The 16,692-nt window shown below is 72.3% G+C and carries 14 protein-coding genes; 5 read left to right on the forward strand and 9 right to left on the reverse strand.

Features of this window, described 5'->3' with window-relative positions; all coding sequences use genetic code 11:
• The first annotated feature begins 138 nt into the window (after nucleotides 1–138).
• Nucleotides 139–924: a L,D-transpeptidase family protein gene (locus tag AAW13_RS08685; protein WP_046730210.1), complete on the forward strand. Its 786-nt coding sequence runs from the start codon at nucleotides 139–141 to the stop codon at nucleotides 922–924.
• A gap of 53 nt (nucleotides 925–977) precedes the next feature.
• Nucleotides 978–4,376: a S8 family peptidase gene (locus AAW13_RS08690; RefSeq protein ID WP_046730211.1), complete on the forward strand. Its 3,399-nt coding sequence runs from the start codon at nucleotides 978–980 to the stop codon at nucleotides 4,374–4,376.
• 218 nt (nucleotides 4,377–4,594) lie between these two features.
• Here the strand turns inward: AAW13_RS08690 and AAW13_RS08695 are convergent, their stop codons facing one another.
• The 4 genes from AAW13_RS08695 to AAW13_RS08710 all read right to left on the reverse strand — a co-directional run bounded on the left by AAW13_RS08695 (nucleotide 4,595) and on the right by AAW13_RS08710 (nucleotide 7,474).
• Nucleotides 4,595–5,170, reverse strand: a complete 576-nt coding sequence (locus AAW13_RS08695) for a hypothetical protein (RefSeq protein WP_046730212.1) — start codon at nucleotides 5,168–5,170, stop codon at nucleotides 4,595–4,597.
• A 37-nt stretch (nucleotides 5,171–5,207) separates the two neighbouring features.
• The gene (locus AAW13_RS08700) at nucleotides 5,208–6,899 is read right to left on the reverse strand and encodes a helix-turn-helix domain-containing protein (protein ID WP_046730213.1); all 1,692 of its coding nucleotides are present in this window, start codon (nucleotides 6,897–6,899) and stop codon (nucleotides 5,208–5,210) included.
• Nucleotides 6,896–7,201: a helix-turn-helix domain-containing protein gene (locus AAW13_RS08705; RefSeq protein ID WP_071659482.1), complete on the reverse strand. Its 306-nt coding sequence runs from the start codon at nucleotides 7,199–7,201 to the stop codon at nucleotides 6,896–6,898. Before AAW13_RS08705 ends, AAW13_RS08700 begins: the two co-directional genes overlap by 4 nt.
• A gap of 78 nt (nucleotides 7,202–7,279) precedes the next feature.
• On the reverse strand, nucleotides 7,280–7,474 hold the full coding sequence (locus tag AAW13_RS08710; protein ID WP_046730259.1) for a hypothetical protein: 195 nt from the start codon (nucleotides 7,472–7,474) through the stop codon (nucleotides 7,280–7,282).
• Nucleotides 7,475–7,656: 182 nt separating this feature from the next.
• Here AAW13_RS08710 and AAW13_RS08715 point away from each other — a divergent pair, with 182 nt between their 5' ends.
• Nucleotides 7,657–8,436: an SDR family NAD(P)-dependent oxidoreductase gene (locus AAW13_RS08715; RefSeq protein WP_046730214.1), complete on the forward strand. Its 780-nt coding sequence runs from the start codon at nucleotides 7,657–7,659 to the stop codon at nucleotides 8,434–8,436.
• Nucleotides 8,437–8,482: 46 nt separating this feature from the next.
• On the opposite strand, the gene AAW13_RS08720 is transcribed toward AAW13_RS08715, so the two are convergent.
• Nucleotides 8,483–9,523, reverse strand: a complete 1,041-nt coding sequence (locus tag AAW13_RS08720; RefSeq protein ID WP_046730215.1) for an alpha/beta fold hydrolase — start codon at nucleotides 9,521–9,523, stop codon at nucleotides 8,483–8,485.
• A 396-nt stretch (nucleotides 9,524–9,919) separates the two neighbouring features.
• Between AAW13_RS08720 and AAW13_RS08725 the strand changes: the two genes are divergently transcribed.
• A complete protein-coding gene (locus tag AAW13_RS08725; RefSeq protein ID WP_046730216.1) occupies nucleotides 9,920–10,276 on the forward strand; it encodes a hypothetical protein in 357 nt (118 codons plus the stop codon).
• 311 nt (nucleotides 10,277–10,587) lie between these two features.
• On the opposite strand, the gene AAW13_RS08730 is transcribed toward AAW13_RS08725, so the two are convergent.
• The 3 genes from AAW13_RS08730 to AAW13_RS08740 form a co-directional block, all read right to left on the reverse strand.
• Nucleotides 10,588–10,875: a metal-sensitive transcriptional regulator gene (locus tag AAW13_RS08730; RefSeq protein WP_046730217.1), complete on the reverse strand. Its 288-nt coding sequence runs from the start codon at nucleotides 10,873–10,875 to the stop codon at nucleotides 10,588–10,590.
• A 247-nt stretch (nucleotides 10,876–11,122) separates the two neighbouring features.
• Nucleotides 11,123–11,440 (reverse strand): WhiB family transcriptional regulator, encoded by a 318-nt coding sequence (locus tag AAW13_RS08735; protein WP_046730218.1) that lies wholly within the window; start codon nucleotides 11,438–11,440, stop codon nucleotides 11,123–11,125.
• A gap of 166 nt (nucleotides 11,441–11,606) precedes the next feature.
• Entirely contained in the window at nucleotides 11,607–12,581 is a 975-nt protein-coding gene (locus tag AAW13_RS08740; protein WP_046730219.1) for a zinc-dependent alcohol dehydrogenase, read from the reverse strand.
• A gap of 422 nt (nucleotides 12,582–13,003) precedes the next feature.
• Between AAW13_RS08740 and AAW13_RS08745 the strand changes: the two genes are divergently transcribed.
• Nucleotides 13,004–15,751: a helix-turn-helix transcriptional regulator gene (locus AAW13_RS08745; RefSeq protein WP_107483280.1), complete on the forward strand. Its 2,748-nt coding sequence runs from the start codon at nucleotides 13,004–13,006 to the stop codon at nucleotides 15,749–15,751.
• A gap of 59 nt (nucleotides 15,752–15,810) precedes the next feature.
• On the opposite strand, the gene AAW13_RS08750 is transcribed toward AAW13_RS08745, so the two are convergent.
• The gene (locus tag AAW13_RS08750) at nucleotides 15,811–16,614 is read right to left on the reverse strand and encodes an alpha/beta hydrolase (protein ID WP_046730221.1); all 804 of its coding nucleotides are present in this window, start codon (nucleotides 16,612–16,614) and stop codon (nucleotides 15,811–15,813) included.
• Between the last annotated feature and the right edge of the window lie 78 nt (nucleotides 16,615–16,692).

Consider the following 16,692-nt stretch of genomic DNA (forward strand, 5'->3'; position numbering starts at 1 on the left):
ACGGCACCCGTGCATGACACCTGTGCATGACACCTGTGCGTGACACCCGTGCATGACACCTGTGGCGCCTGTGGGGACGTCAGGTGTTCGTGTTCTTTTTCCCTCTTCATTCCCCCTCCTCCGAGAAAGCCCGCACCCATGCGCCTCCGCAGGCCACATCTGTCGGCGTCCGCCGCCCTCGTCGTCTCCGCGCTCGGCATCGCCGCCTACCTCCACCTGCCCGAAAGCGACCCCGCACAGGCCGCGGCCGTCCAGGACGCCGCCCGGGCGGCGATCGGGCAGCAGGTGCCCGCGCCCGCCGCGCCCCGGGCGACGGCTCGGCCGCGGCCGCACTTTCCCGCCCGGTTGCCGGGGGTCGGACCCAAGACCCTGGCGCAGGTCCCGGCCGACACCCGGCAGGTCCTCCTCGTCACCGGGGCCGGCAGGACGTCGGCCACCGCGGAAGCCGTGCTCTGGCAGCGCGTCGACGGGGGCTGGCGTCCGGGCGCGGTGTGGGCCGCGCACAACGGCTACCGGGGTTGGACCGACGAGCACTACGCGGGCGACCTGCACAGCCCCGTCGGTGTCTTCGGCCTCACCGACGCCGGCGGGCGCCTGGCCGACCCTGGTACCAAGCTGCCGTACCACCGGTCCGGTGCCTTCTCGGTCAGCGGCACCGGCTTCGAGGGCGAGCCGCTCAGCGGCGCCTTCGACTACGTCATCGCCATCAACTACAACCGGCAGCCCGGTACGTCGCCGATGGACGGCACCCAGCCGATGGGCGCGAACCGCGGTGGGGGCATATGGATACACGTCGACCACGGCGGCCCCACGCACGCCTGCGTCAGTCTCTCCAAGTCGCACATGCGGCAGTTGCTGCGCGCGCTCGAACCCGCTGACCACCCGGTCGTGGTGATGGGTGACGTGGCCTCTCTCGCCCGGTGATCCGCCCCGCAGACGTGCTGTTCCCACCAAGTCAACGGACAGGAGCCGTTTTCATGCGCAGACCCAGCGGACACCTGGCGGCGGCCGTCGCCCTCGTCGTGGCGCTCACCTCCGGTTCGGTCGGCGGAGCCGCCGCAGCGGAGCAGGGCGGTGCCCGGAGCGTCGGTGACGCCGGTACGGCGAAGGCGTCGAGGACGGTGACGCTGGTCACCGGTGACCGGGTCATGGTGAACGCCACCGGCCAGGTCATCGGGGTGGAGCGGGCCAAGGGCCGGGAGAACGTACCGATCGCGGTCCGGAAGGTCGCCGGACACACACACGTGGTACCCGGTGACGCGGAGCTGCTGCTGGCGACGGGCCGGCTGGACCCGCGGCTGTTCGACGTGACCGGACTGGTGGCGGACCACTACGACGACGCACACCGTTCCGACCTGCCGCTGATCGTCACCTTCCGGGACCGCAGGAAGCGCTCGACGAGCACGTTCACCGGGGCCGGGGCGGAGGTCGAGCGCACCCTGTCCGTCGTCAACGGGACGGCGATGCGCACCGCCAAGAACCGTGGTGCCCAGTTCTGGGACGCCGTGACCGGCACCGGCACCGGCACCGGCACCGGCACCGGCACCGGCACCGAGCAACGTGCGGGGGCAGAGGCGGGGTTCGCACCCGCTACGGGGGTGAAGAAGGTGTGGCTGGACGGCACGCTGCGGACCGCCCTCGACAGGGGTGTGCCGCAGATCGGCGCCCCGACCGCCTGGGCCGCCGGCTATGACGGCACCGGCGTCAAGGTCGCCGTGCTGGACAGCGGCGTCGACGAGGACCACCCGGATCTGGCGGGCCAGGTGATCGCGGAACGCGACTTCTCCGGTTCCCCGGACGTCGAGGACCACTTCGGGCACGGTACCCATGTGGCGTCCGTCGTCGCCGGGACGGGGGCCGAGTCCGGCGGCACGTACAAGGGCGTCGCTCCGGGTGCGAAGATCCTGGACGGCAAGGTGCTCGACGACTCGGGCGCCGGCGAGGAGTCCGGCGTCCTGGCCGGTATGGAGTGGGCGGTGGCCCAGGGCGCCGACATCGTCAACCTGAGTCTCGGCGGTGCGGACACACCCGGCGACGATCCGGTGGAGGAGGCGATCGACCGGCTCTCCGCGGAGACCGGCACGCTCTTCGTCGTCGCGGCCGGCAACGAGGGGCCGGGCGAGCACACGGTCGACACACCGGGCAGCGCCGCGGCCGCGCTCACCGTCGGCGCCGTCGACAAGGCCGACCGGCTCGCGGACTTCTCCGGCCGCGGCCCGCGGGTCGGGGACAGCGGGGTCAAACCCGACCTGACCGCGCCCGGTGTCGCGATCACGGCGGCAGCGGCACCCGGCAGCGTCCTGGAGGCGGAATACCCCTCCGACATACCGGGCTACATCACTCTCGACGGCACCTCCATGGCCACCCCGCACGTGGCCGGCGCGGCCGCCCTCATGGTCCAGGAGCATCCGGACTGGAGCGGCGAGCGGATCAAGGAGGTGCTGACCGTTTCGGCCGAGCCCGGCGCGTACAGCTCGTTCCAACAGGGCACCGGCCGTACCGATGTGGCCCGTGCCATCGGGCAGAGCGTCGTCACCGAGCAGGGGCCGCTCGACTTCGGCAGGCAGGAGTGGCCGCACGACGACGACAAGCCGGTGACGAAGCAGCTCACGTACCGCAACCTCGGTACGGAGCCGGTCACTCTGGACCTGTCCGTCGACGCGCTCTCGGTGGCCGGTGGACCAGCCGCCGACGGCATGTTCGCCGTCTCGCCGCAGCGGATCACCGTCCCGGCGGGCGGTGAGGCGAGCGCCACCGTCACGGCCGACACCCGGGCCGGGAGCACCGACGGCACGTTCGGCGGCTCGGTGTCCGCCGTGTCCGCCGATGGCAAGGTCAGGGTGCGCACCGCCGTCGGGGTGGAGCGCGAGGTCGAGATGTACACCCTGACGCTGAGGCACGTCGACGAGAACGGCGCCCCCACGGGTGATGCCGTGGCCGACGTCCAGGGCGTGGACAGCGACTTCGACGCCTCCTACGCCGACGAGGAGGACGGCGAACTCGCGGTCCGGCTGCCCAAGGGCGACTACTCCCTCAGCGACATGATCCACCCCGGGTACGAGTCCCCGGTCCACGCGCTGCTGTTCCAGCCGAGACTGCGGCTGGACCGGGACACCACGGTCACCTTCGATGCCCGGCGGACCCGACCGGTCCGGGCTGCCCTGCCCGACCGGGCGGCCACGAACATCGACGCCCTGGTCGCCGTCGGGTGGCAACGGGGTGCGGGGCTGGACCGGGGCCTGTTCGCCTACGGTTTCCCCGACTTCCAGAGCTTCACGGTCGGGCAGCTCGGCCCCGAACTGCCCGCCGGCCAGGCGTACGCCCAGTACGCGGGCACCTGGAGCGACCAGGAGAGCAGCACACCGGTGAACTACCACCTGGCGTGGAGACGTACCGGCCGGCTCGGCGGCTTCAGCACCGAGGTGGCACCGGCGCAGCTCGCCGCGGTCGACGTCCGGATCGGCTCGCCCACGGCGGGCGAGCCGGTGAACCTCCTCGCGCAGCCCCTCACACCGGACGGCGAGCTCACCGCGCTGGGCACACCCGTGACGGGCGTCCTGCCGCTGCGGGGCACCGACTACGTCCTCGGCGACGGCATCAGGTGGAACTTCCTCGTCCAGGCGGGCTCCGGGCCCGACACCGAGCTGTGGACCACCGGGACGTACCGGGCCGGCAGGCACTACACCGAGCGGTTCAACGTCGGCGTCTTCGGCCCGGCCCTCGGTGACACGAGCACCGCGCCGCCCGTCCTCACCCCCGGGATCTCCCGGAACGGGAACGTCATCAGGGCCTACCTTCCGCAGTACAACGACGGCGCCCGGCACTGGAACACCCACTCCGGGACGCTGCGGGAGGCTTCGCTGCTGGTCGACGGCAAGGAGGTGGCCGATCCCGACGGGGTCTCCCCGACCGAGGACGTCGCCCGGTACACCGTTCCCGCCCAGGACAGCGCGTACGTGCTGACCCTGGACACCTCCCGTGATCCGGCGCTCACACCTGTCAGCACCCGTGTCAGGACGGTGTGGACCTTCCGTTCCGCCGAGACACCGCAGGGCGCGTGGTCCGCGCTGCCGCTGTCCGTGGTCCGCTTCACGCCCCGTCTGACGTCGGCCAGTACCGCGAAGGCGGGCCGGAGGTTCGACGTGCCCTTCCACATCGAGGGCGCCGCGGCGGGACAGCGGCCCGGGAAGCTGGCCTTCGCCGTCTCGTACGACGGCGGGAGCACCTGGCAGCCCGCCGAGGCCGTCGGTGGTACCCACCTGTCGTTGCGGCACCCGGCCGAGGCGGGGTCGGTCTCCCTGCGGGCCGAGCTGACCGACGCTCAGGGCAACACACTGGTCCAGACGATCGAACGGGCCTACGTCACCACGCAGTAGCCCGTCGGGCCCGTCATGTCCTCCGGCCGGGGGCGGCACCGGTGCCGCCCCCGGCCGGAGGTGGCTCGGGGTGCTGCCGGGGTGCGCCGGGCAGGCGTGTCCGGTGACCGGGCTCCGGGTGGCTCGTGGGTCGCGTCGTGTGACCGGCTCCGGGTGGCTCGTGGATCGCGTCCGGTGACCGGCTCCGGGTGGCTCGTGGGTCGCGTCCGGTGGCGGGGTCAGGCGGCGAAGCCGACGTTGGTGACGTATTCGTACTGGCCCCACTCGGAGCCGAGGTCCACCGTCGCGTCGTTGGTCCAGGCGTCGTCGAGGGCGTCCTCGTCGTCGTTGGCCCAGGCCTCGACGATCCGGTCCCAGTGGCGCACGTTGAGGGTGCGGAAGGAGACGACGCGCTGGTGCGGGCGGGTCACCTGGGACTGGTTGAGGGGGTGGAACTCGACGCGGGTGCCGCGGCCCTCGCGGTTGAGGCGGGCGGTCAGGTAGCGGGCCACGTTGTGGCGGCGGACCGTGCGGTACGCGGTCTCGATGGCCTGGAGGTTCTTCCCGGAGGGGCTGCGTCTGCCGTCCAGCCAGGCCTTCAGGGTGCGGTCGGTGACGGTGAGGCCGGCCTCGCGGGCCGCCTGGCGGGCGCGGTCGGTGCGGGTCAGGTAGTGCAGCCGGGCGAGCAGACCGCGGCGCTGCGTGATGGGGGTGGCGACGAAACCGGCGAGCGCGTCGAGCTGGCGGGCCGCGGCCTCGTGGCCCTTGACGCCGCGGGCTCCGAACTTGCCGAAGTCGATGTTCCTCTCCGGCATCTCTCCACTCCTCGCTGCGCGGCCGGGTGACGGGTGTTCATGAGGGTACAGCGGTTCCCGTGCCGTCGTCGGCCGGCTCGGTGTCCACCGTGTACACGTCCTTGACCTTCACCTCGGCGACGCCTCGGCCCTCGGGGAACACCGCCCGCCAGTCGCCGGTGACGTGCAGTTCGTCGGTGCCCATGGCGCGTACGACCATCAGGCCCTCGTCGTAGGCGCGGTGGGCCTTCCACCACAGGTTGGCGAAGGCCTGGGAGCGGATGAGGTGCATCCAGTCGGTGCGGTACAGCTCGCGGTTGTAGTTGGACTCCCCGAGGGTGGAGACGAACTTGGAGTACATGGCCTTGACGTACTCCAGTGTCACCTCGTCGTCCTCGGTGATCGCCCGGTCCCGGGCGTCCTTCAGGGCGACGCGGAACTTCTCCAGCAGGCCCTCCGTGGCGCCCGACGTCCACGACTCGTGGATCCGAGGCGGTTCGCACAGCCCGTACTTCGGGCCCGACACCCGCAGCAGCAGGCGCAGGGTGGGTTCGGTGACCCACAGCGGGCCGGGTTCGTCACGGCTGCCGATCGGGTTGGGCAGGTAGGCGTCGTGCTCCCAGTCGGGCGGGGTGATCAGGTGGACGCCGGCGCGGCGGCGGTCGTGCTGGTCGCCGGTGGAGTGTTCGAGCTGGCCGAGCGGGAGGTGGGTCTTGAGCGCGCTGAGGTAGGCGCCGTTGACGTCCAGGGCCGTGATCTCGTGTGCGCCTGGCGGGAGTTCGGGCCTCGTCCACTTGGGGCGGGCCTCCCAGATCTGGTCGGCGCCGCGGGCGGACTGCTTGCGCAGGACGTCGGGCAGCCAGGGATGGGCGACCAGTTCGTAGCGTCCGCCCATACGGCTGTGGTCCAGCAGGGCCATGGCGTCGGGAATGGCCCGTTTCAGCAGGGCCTTGGTCGCCGCCTCGACGTCACCGGAGTGCTCGGCTAGGGCGGCGGCGACGGCGGCACCGATGAGGTCCGGGGTGTCGGCGGACTTGAGGCGACGGCCGACGGGCACGACCTTGACACCGCGCCGCGGGGACGGGGACGGGGACGCAGGTGTGGGTGTGGGTGCGGGTGTAGGTGTGGGTGCGGGTGTGGGGATTTGCGTCGGGGCGGGCGTGGGGGTGGATGCGGATGCGGTGGCGCCGTCGTGGTTGTCCGGGAGCCGGGGCCGGCCGGCCGGGTCGGGCCGTCCGGTGTCGGGTGTGCCGCGCCGGGTGGGGGCCGCGGGGGACGGCGTGCCGCAGTCCGTCGGGTCCAGGTGCTGGGGGAAGCCCGCTACCTGGTGGTGGGCGGGCTGTCCGCACAGGACGCAGGGCTGGGGTGTGGTGAGCACATCGACGTCGTCGCCGTCCTGGACGACCGCCCGCGTGTCGCCGGGCTGCGTGGGGTCGCTGCCCTCCTCCGGGCCGTCGGGCTCCGTCGGGTCGTCGTCCTCCTCCGCGTCGTGGGACTCGGCGGCGACGGTGGCCAGCTTGGTGCGTGCTCCTTCGAGGAAGTACGCGTACTTCTCCCGGGTCTCACCGCTCGGGTCGCGACCGGTCTCCCAGCCTCCGACCGTGGACGAGCTGACCCCCAGGGCCTGGGCGAGCTGGGGGCGGGAGAGATTCAGCTCCTCGCGCAGCCGGCGCCGTTCGTCGGCGGGCGGCAGCGGGACCTCTTTCCTCGCCCCGGCGAGCAGTGCGTCGATCGCGCCGAAGTCCGTCATCGCACCGTCCCCTCGACGGCGGTGATACGTGCCCCGCCGGGCGGCCGGCCGGGTGCGCGGCGGCGGGCGGCGGGCAGTGCCTCGACGGCCCGGGTCGGTCCCGCGAGGAGATCGAGCGGGTCGATGCCGTAGTGCGCGGCGACCGCCTCGCAGTCGCTCAGACTCCACCCGGCGGTGCCTGACTGGCGGCGGCTCACCTGGGCCTGGGTGACCCCCAGCGCGTCGGCGAGCCTGGTCTGCGATTCGCCGGTGGCGTGCAGGAGCGCCGCCACCGCCGAACGGACCCGCTCTTCGAGGTTCATGCTCACGCCGCCGACCCTACCCCGCGAAGCTCACCCGTCATACGGAAACCGCATCGCGGCTCGGCGGCCGGGCCGGGACTACAGACCCAGGTCGAGGGCCAGGCACGAGTAGTACTTCCAGTTGCCTTCGGGGTTGTACGAGTCCTTGGCGCCGCCGGGCGTGGCCTCCACCTCCTGGGTCATCTGGTCGAAGCGGATGCGCTCGGGGAGCCGGCCGAACCGGGCGTGACGCAGTTCCGCCGCGGCGGCGTCGGTGGTGAGTTCCTTCTTCATGGTCGTTCTCCACTCCGTGATCGCGTCCTGCTGGTGGGCCTGGACGAGTACCAGCATGCTCTTCTTTTCGTCACCGGTCAAGACGGTGACGGAAACGGAGTTCGAGACATGTTTGGGTTGCGCATACGTATGATCGGAAGCGGCAGTCAGCACATCAGTGAGCAGCGACGTTTGAAGGGGCCATGGATCTTCAACTCAGCGGTCGACGGGCCGTGATCACCGGTGGCAGCCGGGGTATCGGATTCGCCATCGGGCGGGCCCTGGCGGCGGAAGGCGTGTCCGTCGCCCTCGTGGCCCGATCCGCCGACCAGGTGGCGGAACAGGCGGCGCTCCTCGGCTCGGAGACCGGTGCCGAGGTCATCGGCGTCGCCGCCGACACCGGGGACGACGCCTCGGTGCGGGCCATGGCCGCGACCGTGCGGGACCGGCTCGGCGGGGTGGACATCCTGGTGAACAACGCCGCCGCCATGAACCCCGGGGCGATCCCGGAGGACGCCCTGGAAGCCGAGATCAACGTGAAGGTGCGGGGTTACCTCCGATGCGTCCGCGCCTTCGCCCCGGAGATGACGGAACGGGGCTGGGGAAGAATCGTCAACATCGGCGGACTGGGGGCGCGCATGACCGGATCGGTGACCGGTTCGGTCCGCAACGTCGCGGTGACCGCCATGACGAAGAACCTGGCCGACGAACTCGGGCCGAGTGGCGTCAACGTCAACTCCGTGCATCCCGGTGCCACCCGTACCAGCACCTTCGTGGCGAACCTCGAACGCCGTGCCGCGGCCTCGGGCCGCAGCACGCAGGAACTGGAGCGGGAGTGGGCGGCGGCCGCGTCGATCGAGCGGCTCGTGGAACCGTCCGAGGTGGCGGCCGTCGTCGCCTTCCTGGCGAGCCCGCTCAGCGTGGCCATCAACGGTGACCCGGTCAACGTGGGCGGCGGGCTGAAGGGCTCGATCTACTACTAGGCCCGCGAAAGGGCCGGGAACGGGTACTGCCGGGGGGTCGTGCGGCTCACCGCATGGCGGCTGCCTCTCGGACCGCCGCGGTGAACGCTCCCGGCTGCTCCTGCGGCAGGTTGTGGCCCGCGCCGGGCACGACGTGGTGCGTCCAGGGGCCCGCGAAATGCGCGGCGTAGCCGCTGCCGTCGGTCGGTGGGACGACGCCGTCGGCCGCCCCGTCCAGCGTGACCGTGGGGACGGTGATCCTGGGCTGGTCCAGCAGCCTGTCCTCCAGGTCCGCGTACCGGGGGTCGCCGGGCGCGGCGGCCAGCCGGTGCCGGTAGCTGTGGATCACCACGTCGACGTAGTCCGGGTTGGTCCACAGCGCTGCCGTCCGCGCGAACTCGGCCTCGGTGAACTGCCATCGGGGCGAGTTGCGGTGCCAGACGACGCGCGCCAGGCCCTCCCTGTCTCGCTGTAGCCCCTGCCGGCCGCGCTCGGTCAGGAAGTAGAAGAAGTACCAGTAACCCTCCTCCAGCGAGGGGGCCAGCGGGTTGCGGGCGGCGGCCAGGTTCTGGACGAGGTAGCCGTTGACGGAGACCAGGCCGGTGCAGCGCCCGGGCCACAGCGCGGCGGCGACGTCAGCGGCGCGGCCGCCCCAGTCGTAGCCCGCGAACAGGGCCCGCGGGATGCGCAGCGCGTCCATGAAGGCGATGAGGTCGGCGCCGAGCGCCGCCTGCTCCCCGGAGCGGAGGGTGTCGGCGTGCCGGAACCGGGTCTCTCCGTGACCGCGCAGGTAGGGGATGTAGCAGCGGTAGTCGTGCCGGGCGAGGGCGGGCGCCACCTCGGCGTAGGAGCCGACGGGGCTGAAGGGCCAGCCGTGCAGGAGGATCACGGGCCTGCCGCCGGCCGGACCGACGTCGTGGTACGCGATGTCGAGGAGGTCCGTGCGGGTGTGCCGGACGGGTCCCAGCTCGTGCGTGGCGCCTCCGGCCGAGGTCTTGGAGGCCGCCGTACCCGTGCGCGCCGAGGCCTGGGGCGCCCCGGTGAGGCCGGCGGCTCCCGCCAGGGCCGTCGCGGTCGCGGCCTGGGTCAGTCTGCGCCTGCTGATCATGTCGGCGTCCTCGCGTTCGATTCTGAGGTGTGAGGAGACGTGTACACACTCGCGATACGTCACCCCTTTAACAGGTGACGAGGATGCTTGGTCAGGGTATCTGTGTCAAGCAGACGGGTCAGCAGGCTCGCGGGGACATGTGTCGAGTGAGGTGTGGGTTTCGGCCAACCTGACCACAGGCACGGGGAGACCGAGCGCCGCCCGGACAGGCTCACGGTCGGGTACCGGCGGCGCCGTCGTCGGCACCGCGCTCCAGTTGGACACCTGCGGTACGGGGGCCTCTTAGGACTGGTCGGTGGCGGCTGACGGCAGTGTGGGATGACCGATTCCGCTCTTTCCGATCCGTCGACACGTGTTTCAATGTGCGAATCGGCACACGAGGAAAGGGCGGATCGCATGTTCACCACCAGGACGAAGCTCCGTGGCGCGGCCGCTGCCGCGATCGTCACCGCGGCCCTGACGGGCATGAGTGCCGGGACGGCGAACGCGGCGACCTGGCCCACGCTGACGGAAGGTGCCTACCTGTACTCCGGTACCACCGGAACCGGTGCGGTCACCAAGGTCGATCTCGGTGACCTAGGCACGTGCCACTCCCTGTCAGGACCGGTCCGCTCGGTCCAGATCGCCAACGGCGCCGCCTCGCTGGAACTCGCCTCGGGGGCCGGCTGCACCGGCGCGACCTGGCGCTCCGGCTCACTGGCGCAGACCGACCTGCCGTGGGCGGCGCTGAGCTACCGCGTGGTGCCGGCGTAACGACACATATGGCGCCCCGGCCGGCCGACGACCGGGGCGACTCAGCGGTCGACGCCTTTGGTGTGCCGTCCTCGCGGGTGGTCACGCCCTCGGCGCCGGTCAGGGAGCGGCGGCGACGACGGCACAGGCGGCGGCGGTGCCGCTCCGGATCCCGACGGCTGGCGTTCTGGAGCCGTTCTGGAGCCGTTCTGGAGCCGTTCTGGAGCCGTTGTTCCGGAACTCGGTCCCTTCGGTCCCTGTTCCGGGTGGCCGGTCGGGGGGAAACCTGCCGCGACCGGCATACACGGGCCCGTGAAGTCGGCGGCCTTCTGCTACGCCAGCGACAGGAAGAGCTTCTCCAGGCGGGCCCGCATCCGGGCGCCGTCCTCACTGCTCGCGCGGCCGGACTCGGTCTCCGCCACGCACTTCTGTAGCCCCGTCGCGATGATCGAGAACCCGGCCCGGTCCAATGCCCTCGAGGTGGCCGCGAGTTGGGTGACGACGTCCGCGCAGTCCTGGCCCTCCTCCATCATCCGGATGACGCCCGAGAGCTGCCCCTGAGCACGGCGCAGCCGGTTCAGTACGGCCTTCAGCTCGGCTCCTTCGAGTTCCAGCTCCACGCTCACTCCTCGACCGGTACGCCGACGAGCACTGGGTCTCCCGGTCCGCTCGGCGCCGCGGACCGGCTGACACACGTGGGGCGACTCGCCTGACGAGGTGGTTCCGGGTGTGTCGATCCACAACTGTAGCGTTCGCGACGACCCGCGACGACGGACACCTCGGGCCGGCGGACGACTCCAGGCCGCGGAGGCGTCCGGGCCGCTTGCGTGCGGCGGCGGCCAGCGGTCAGCGGTCAGCGGTCAGCGGTCAGCGGTCGGAGTGTGCGGGCCGTACGTCGGGGTGCCGCTCCGTTTCCCGCGCCTCTCTGTCCAGTCGGCCCAGGACCGGTTGGGGCAGGTCGACGAGCCGGGTGTCCTCGCGGGTCCGGGCCGACCGGAAGATCTCGGCCCAGGACTTCACGGCCGGCCGGCTGCGCAGCAGTGCGCGGCGCTCCCGTTCGGTCATGGCGCCCCACACGCCGTGCTCCTCGCGGTGGTCCAGGGCGTGGGCGAGGCACTCCAGGCGCACCGGGCAGCCGGCGCACACCGACTTGGCGTCGTTCTGTGCGGTGCCCTCGGCGAACATCCGCTCCGGCTGTGTCCGGCACAGCCCTCGCAGGACCCAGTCCACACCAGCCTCGCTTCCCAGCGGTGCGCCCGCGGGGCCCCGCCTGCGCCTGCGCACACACCTCGCTGAACACATGTGATCGTATCTCACATGTGTTACATCGTCGTGTCAGACCCACCGGAGGTCAGTCCTCGTACCGGACGCGGTGGCACAGCGCGGGTACGGCGCCCGAGGCGAGATCCGGCAGGACGGCGGGCAGTTCCTCGAACCGGCTCTCGCCGGTGATCAGGACGTCCAGGGCCGGGTCGGCGAGGAGCTCCAGGGCGAGCGCGAGCCGGTCCGCGTAGCCGCGGTGGCCGCGGGCGGGCGAGACGGTGCCGACCTGGCTGCTGCGGATGGTGAGCCGGCGGGAGTGGAAGCCCTCGCCGAGCGGCAGGGCGACGCGCCGGTCGCCGTACCAGCTCAGGTCGATCACCGTGCCCTCGGTCCTGACCAGTTCCAGGGACCGGGCGAGGCCCTGCTCGGTGGCGCTGGCGTGCACGACCAGGTCGCACTCCTCGCGTGCCTCCTCGGGGGCGGCGAACTCCGCGCCGAGCGCTGCGGCGACGGCCGAGCGGGCGGGGTCGGCGTCCACCAGCTGCACCCGCACCCCGGGGAAACGGGCCAGCAGGGCCGCCACCGAGCAGCCGACCATGCCGCCGCCGACCACCGCGATCCGGTCGCCGATCAGGGGCGCGGCGTCCCACAGGGCGTTCACGGCGGTCTCGACGGTGCCGGCGAGGACGGCCCGCTCGGCCGGCACGCCGTCGGGCAGCGGGGTGACCGCGCTCGCGGGGACGACGTAGCGGGTCTGGTGCGGGTAGAGACAGAACACCGTCCGGCCGGTCAGGCGGGCCGGGCCCGCCTCCACGACGCCGACGTTGAGGTAGCCGTACTTCACCGGGCCGGGGAACTCGCCGTCCTGGAACGGTGCCCGCATCACGTCCCACTGGCTGCGGGGCACCTGGCCGCGGAAGACCAGCGTCTCGGTGCCGCGGCTGACCCCCGACCACAGGGTGCGCACCACGACGTCGCCTTCTCCGGGGTTCGGCAGCGAGACATCACGTATCTCGCCGTGGTTCGGCGAACGCAGCCAGAACGCGCGGGCGGAGTGGGGCATCGGGGTGTTCCTCCTGGCGGGTGGGGACGTCGGACCGACAGAACATGTCTCGCAGCAGAAGGTACACACTTCCACGCGGTCCCGAGCGCCCGACCGGACGGTCCGTAGGGGGCAGGCAAGCCGCGCAACAAGAACTTTTTCGGCCATACCAGGTGACGAAACCCCCCGGGGCATCTAGTCTCCTGCGTGAAGGTGTGCGTGAGGTATGCGTACGTTGTGGACGGGGGCCGGAGTCGGACGGCCGGCCGCACACACCCTCGGTTCGGGCGGGGAACGGCGGGGATGTGTTCGCCCGGCGAGCGTCAAGGACGACGTACTCTCGCCATGACGCCTGGCGATGTGTGCGCACGGACCGGCGTGTCCGGGCCGGGCTGGTTCAGCGGTGAAGGGAGTGCGGGGCTGTGGAGTCGATCGCCGGGACGATGGTCGGCCGTGAGAACGAGCAGGAGACGCTGTCGGCGCTCGTGACGGACCCGGGAGGACGGGCCCTCGTCCTGCGGGGTGACACCGGGGTCGGCAAGAGCGCTCTGCTGGACTACACCGCCGACATCGCGACGGCCGGGAAGCACCGGGTGATCAGGGCGGCCGGGGTGGAGGCCGAGTCGGAGCTGCCGTTCGCCGGGCTGCACCAGTTCCTGTATCCGCTGCTCACCTACGTCGACCGGCTGGACGACGGCCACCGCAGGGTCTTCGACGTCGTCTTCGGCAGGGGCGGCGAGAGCGCGCCGCCCTCCGTCATGACCCTCGGCATCGCCGTCCTGGACCTGCTCTCCCTCGCGGCGTCGCAGCAGCCGTTGTTGCTGGTCCTCGACGACGGCCAGTGGTTCGACACCTCCAGCACCGAGGTGTGCGGCTTCGTGGGACGCCGGCTGACCGGCAGTTCGGTGAAGCTCGTCGTCGGTCTGCGCTGCGACGTGCCCTCCGGCTTCGACACGGCCGCCCTGACCGGCCTGACGGTGACCACCCTCTCGGAGAAGGCCTCCGAAGAACTGCTGGACATGCATCACCCCGGGCTGGATTCGAACATCCGCCGTCTCGTCCTGGACGAGGCGCAGGGGAACCCGCTGGCCCTGCTGGAACTGCCGCCCTATGTGCGCGGGCGCCGGGCGGAACGCACCCCCGAGGAACTGCTCGGCTACTCCGGCATCCCGCTCCCCCAGCGCCTCCAGCAGGTGTACGGCGCGCGCATCGAGTCCCTCGGCGGGCCGGTGCGGGCCGAACTGCTGCGCGGCGCCCTGGACGGCGTCGGAGCGGGGACGGCGGCCGGCCGCACCCGGGGCACCCGTTACCGCATGGTGCACGCCGACGAGGCCGCGGCCTGCGGGCTGCTGGACATCGACCCGCTCACCGGCGACTTCCTCTTCCGGCACCCGCTGGTGCGCTCGACGGTGGTCCAGATGGCCACCCCGAACGAGCGGCGGGTGGCGCACGCGGTGCTGGCGGGGGTGCACCGGGAGGACGTGGAGCGGCGGGCCACGCACCTGGCGGCGTCGACGGTGGACCCGGACGAGGAGGTGGCGGCCGCGCTGGAGCTGGCCGCGGAGTCCGCGACCCGGCGCGGCGGGGCACTGGCCGCCGTCGCGTGGCTGACCCGCGCGGCGGAGCTCAGCGAGAGCCGCGAGGACCGTTCCCGCCGGCTCGGCGACGCGGCCTTCATCGCCGGGCACGCGGGGCTGCTGGACCAGGCGCAGCAGCTGGTCCGCTCGGACACCGCGTCCGGGAGGCAGGAGTCCCCGGCCTCGGTGGTGACCTCCGCCTACGTCGCGCTGTACGAGGACGGGGACGTGCGGTCGTCCCGCCACCAGGTGCTGGCAGCGGTCGAGACCATCCGGGACAGCGGGGCACGGGAGCCGGACGAGGTGCTCACGCGTCTGGTCAACCTGCTGCTGGCGATCAGCCAGTACGCCGGCGACGAGACCGGCTGGGCGCAGGCGCACGAGGTACTGGGGTCCCTCGGCGACCTGGTGCCCCCGCTCTCCCGGATCTACCAGGACGCCTGGGGCGACGTGGTGCGCCGCGGCGCAGGGGTGGACGGGCGGGTGGACCGCGCCTTCGCCGAGCTGCGTGACCTCGAACCGTGGGACGTCAGCAGACTGGCGGTCGCGGCGTACCACGTGGACACCCTCAGCCGGTACCGGCCGCACCTCCAGCGCATCGTGGACCGGGAGGTGGAGACGGGGGCCATGGTCACCGGCATGACGATGCTGCACCTGATCATGCTCGACCAGATCGCGGTCGGCGAGTGGGCGGAGGCCGAGCGGACCGGGCAGCGCTGCCTGGAGCTGACGACCTCGCACCGGCACGCGCTGTTCGCCCATCACAGCCGGGCCTACCTCGGCCTGCTCGCCGCCCTGCGCGGCGACACCGACCACGCCCGCGAACTCCAGGCCCACGTCGACACCTGGGCCCGCCCCCGCGGCATCGGCTTCCTCACCCAGATCACCGACACCATCGGCACCACCGCCGCCCTCGCCGAAGGCGACTACGAAGCCGCCTACCTCCACGCCATCGGCATCACACCCCCCGGCACCTTCACCCCCTACGCCCACCAAGCCCCCCGCACCCTGCTCGACCTCGTCGAAGCAGCCCTCCACACCGGCCGCACCGAACAAGCCCACGCCCACGCCCTCGCCGCCCACCACGTGAACCTCCCCCACATCTCCCCCCGCCTCGCCCTCATCACCCACGGCGCCCTCGCCATGACCACCACCGACCCCACCCGAGCCACCCACCACTACAACCAAGCCGAAAACCACCCCCACGCCCCCCACTTCCCCTACGAACTCGCCCGCATCCGCCTCGCCCACGGCACCCGCCTCCGACACACCCACGGACGCAAAGCAGCTCGCCACACCCTCACCCTCGCCGCAGAGGCCTTCCATCGACTCGGCGCACGCACCTGGACCGAACGCGCCCAAGCCGAACTACGGGCGGCCGGCGCGGCAGGGCTCACCTCCTCGGCGCACCTGGCGGCGCTGACCTGGCAGGAGCGCCGGATCGCCGATCTCGCGGCGGGCGGTCTCACCAACAAGGAGATCGGCGAACGCATGCACCTGTCACCGCGCACCGTCAGCTCACACCTCTACCGCGTCTTCCCCAAACTCGGCATCACCTCCCGCGCCGCCCTGCGCGACGCCCTGGGCAAGGCACCCGGCGAGCAGACCGTGTGACGCCCGTGCGCGTCCCGGCGGCCGGGGCGGGGCGCCGGGCCCGGCCGGCACCGCGGCACCTACGCCGGGTGGGCGTGCAGGCCGCGTTCGTCCAGCCAGCCGAGCACGTAGTCGGCGACGTGCCGCCACCCGGCGTCGACGACCAGGGAGTGGGCGCGGTCCGCGAACTGCTTCAGGTCGGTGACGGCCGTGGAGTCGCCGTACTGCTTGTACACCGCGCGGGTGGCGGCGTCGGGCACGAGCAGGTCCTCCTGGCCGGAGATCAGCAGGAGCGGGCCGCGGTCCGCGTTGCCGACGTCCACCCGGGTGCGGGGGCTGCGCGCCGCGCCGGCGTACCCGAGGTCGGCGAGCAGACGGCGGGGGGTCGGGACCACATAGCGTTCGAAGAGGCGGGCGGCCTCCTCGGCCCCGACGGTGTTCGCGAAGGCCTGCTGGAACCGGGTCGGTGACAGCGTGACCAGGCCACCGGCCTCGTCGGCGGCGCCGGGAGTCCACAGCGGGGACGGTGTGGCGGACAGCGGTACGTCGTTGACCGGGGCAGGCGCGATGGCCACCGCGGCCCGTCCGATGTTGGCGCCGATCAGGTGCTGGGCGATCAGACCGCCGACGGAGTGGCCGACGATCACCGGGGCGATGTCGAACGAGCGCACGATGTGCGCGTAGTGGTCGGTGAGCACGTCCAGGCCGACGCCCGCGAACACGTCCGAGGCGGAGGTGCGCACCTCACGGGCGGCGGCCGCCTCCCCCGGCCAGCCCGGGGTGAGGGCCAGGAACCCGCGGCTGGCGAAACGCTCGGCCCATGACTCCCAGGAAAGCGCGTGCAGCCACGCGCCGTGGATGAAGACGACGGGAGTACGGTTCACGGCTGGCTCCTCCGAGCATGACGACCGCCGCCCGGCACCGGCACACGGGCGACGGTTCCAGGATCGTTCAGCCGCAGG

The sequence above is a fragment of the Streptomyces humi genome, from assembly GCF_001005085.2.
In the GTDB taxonomy this organism is placed as follows: Bacteria; Actinomycetota; Actinomycetes; order Streptomycetales; family Streptomycetaceae; genus Streptomyces; species Streptomyces humi.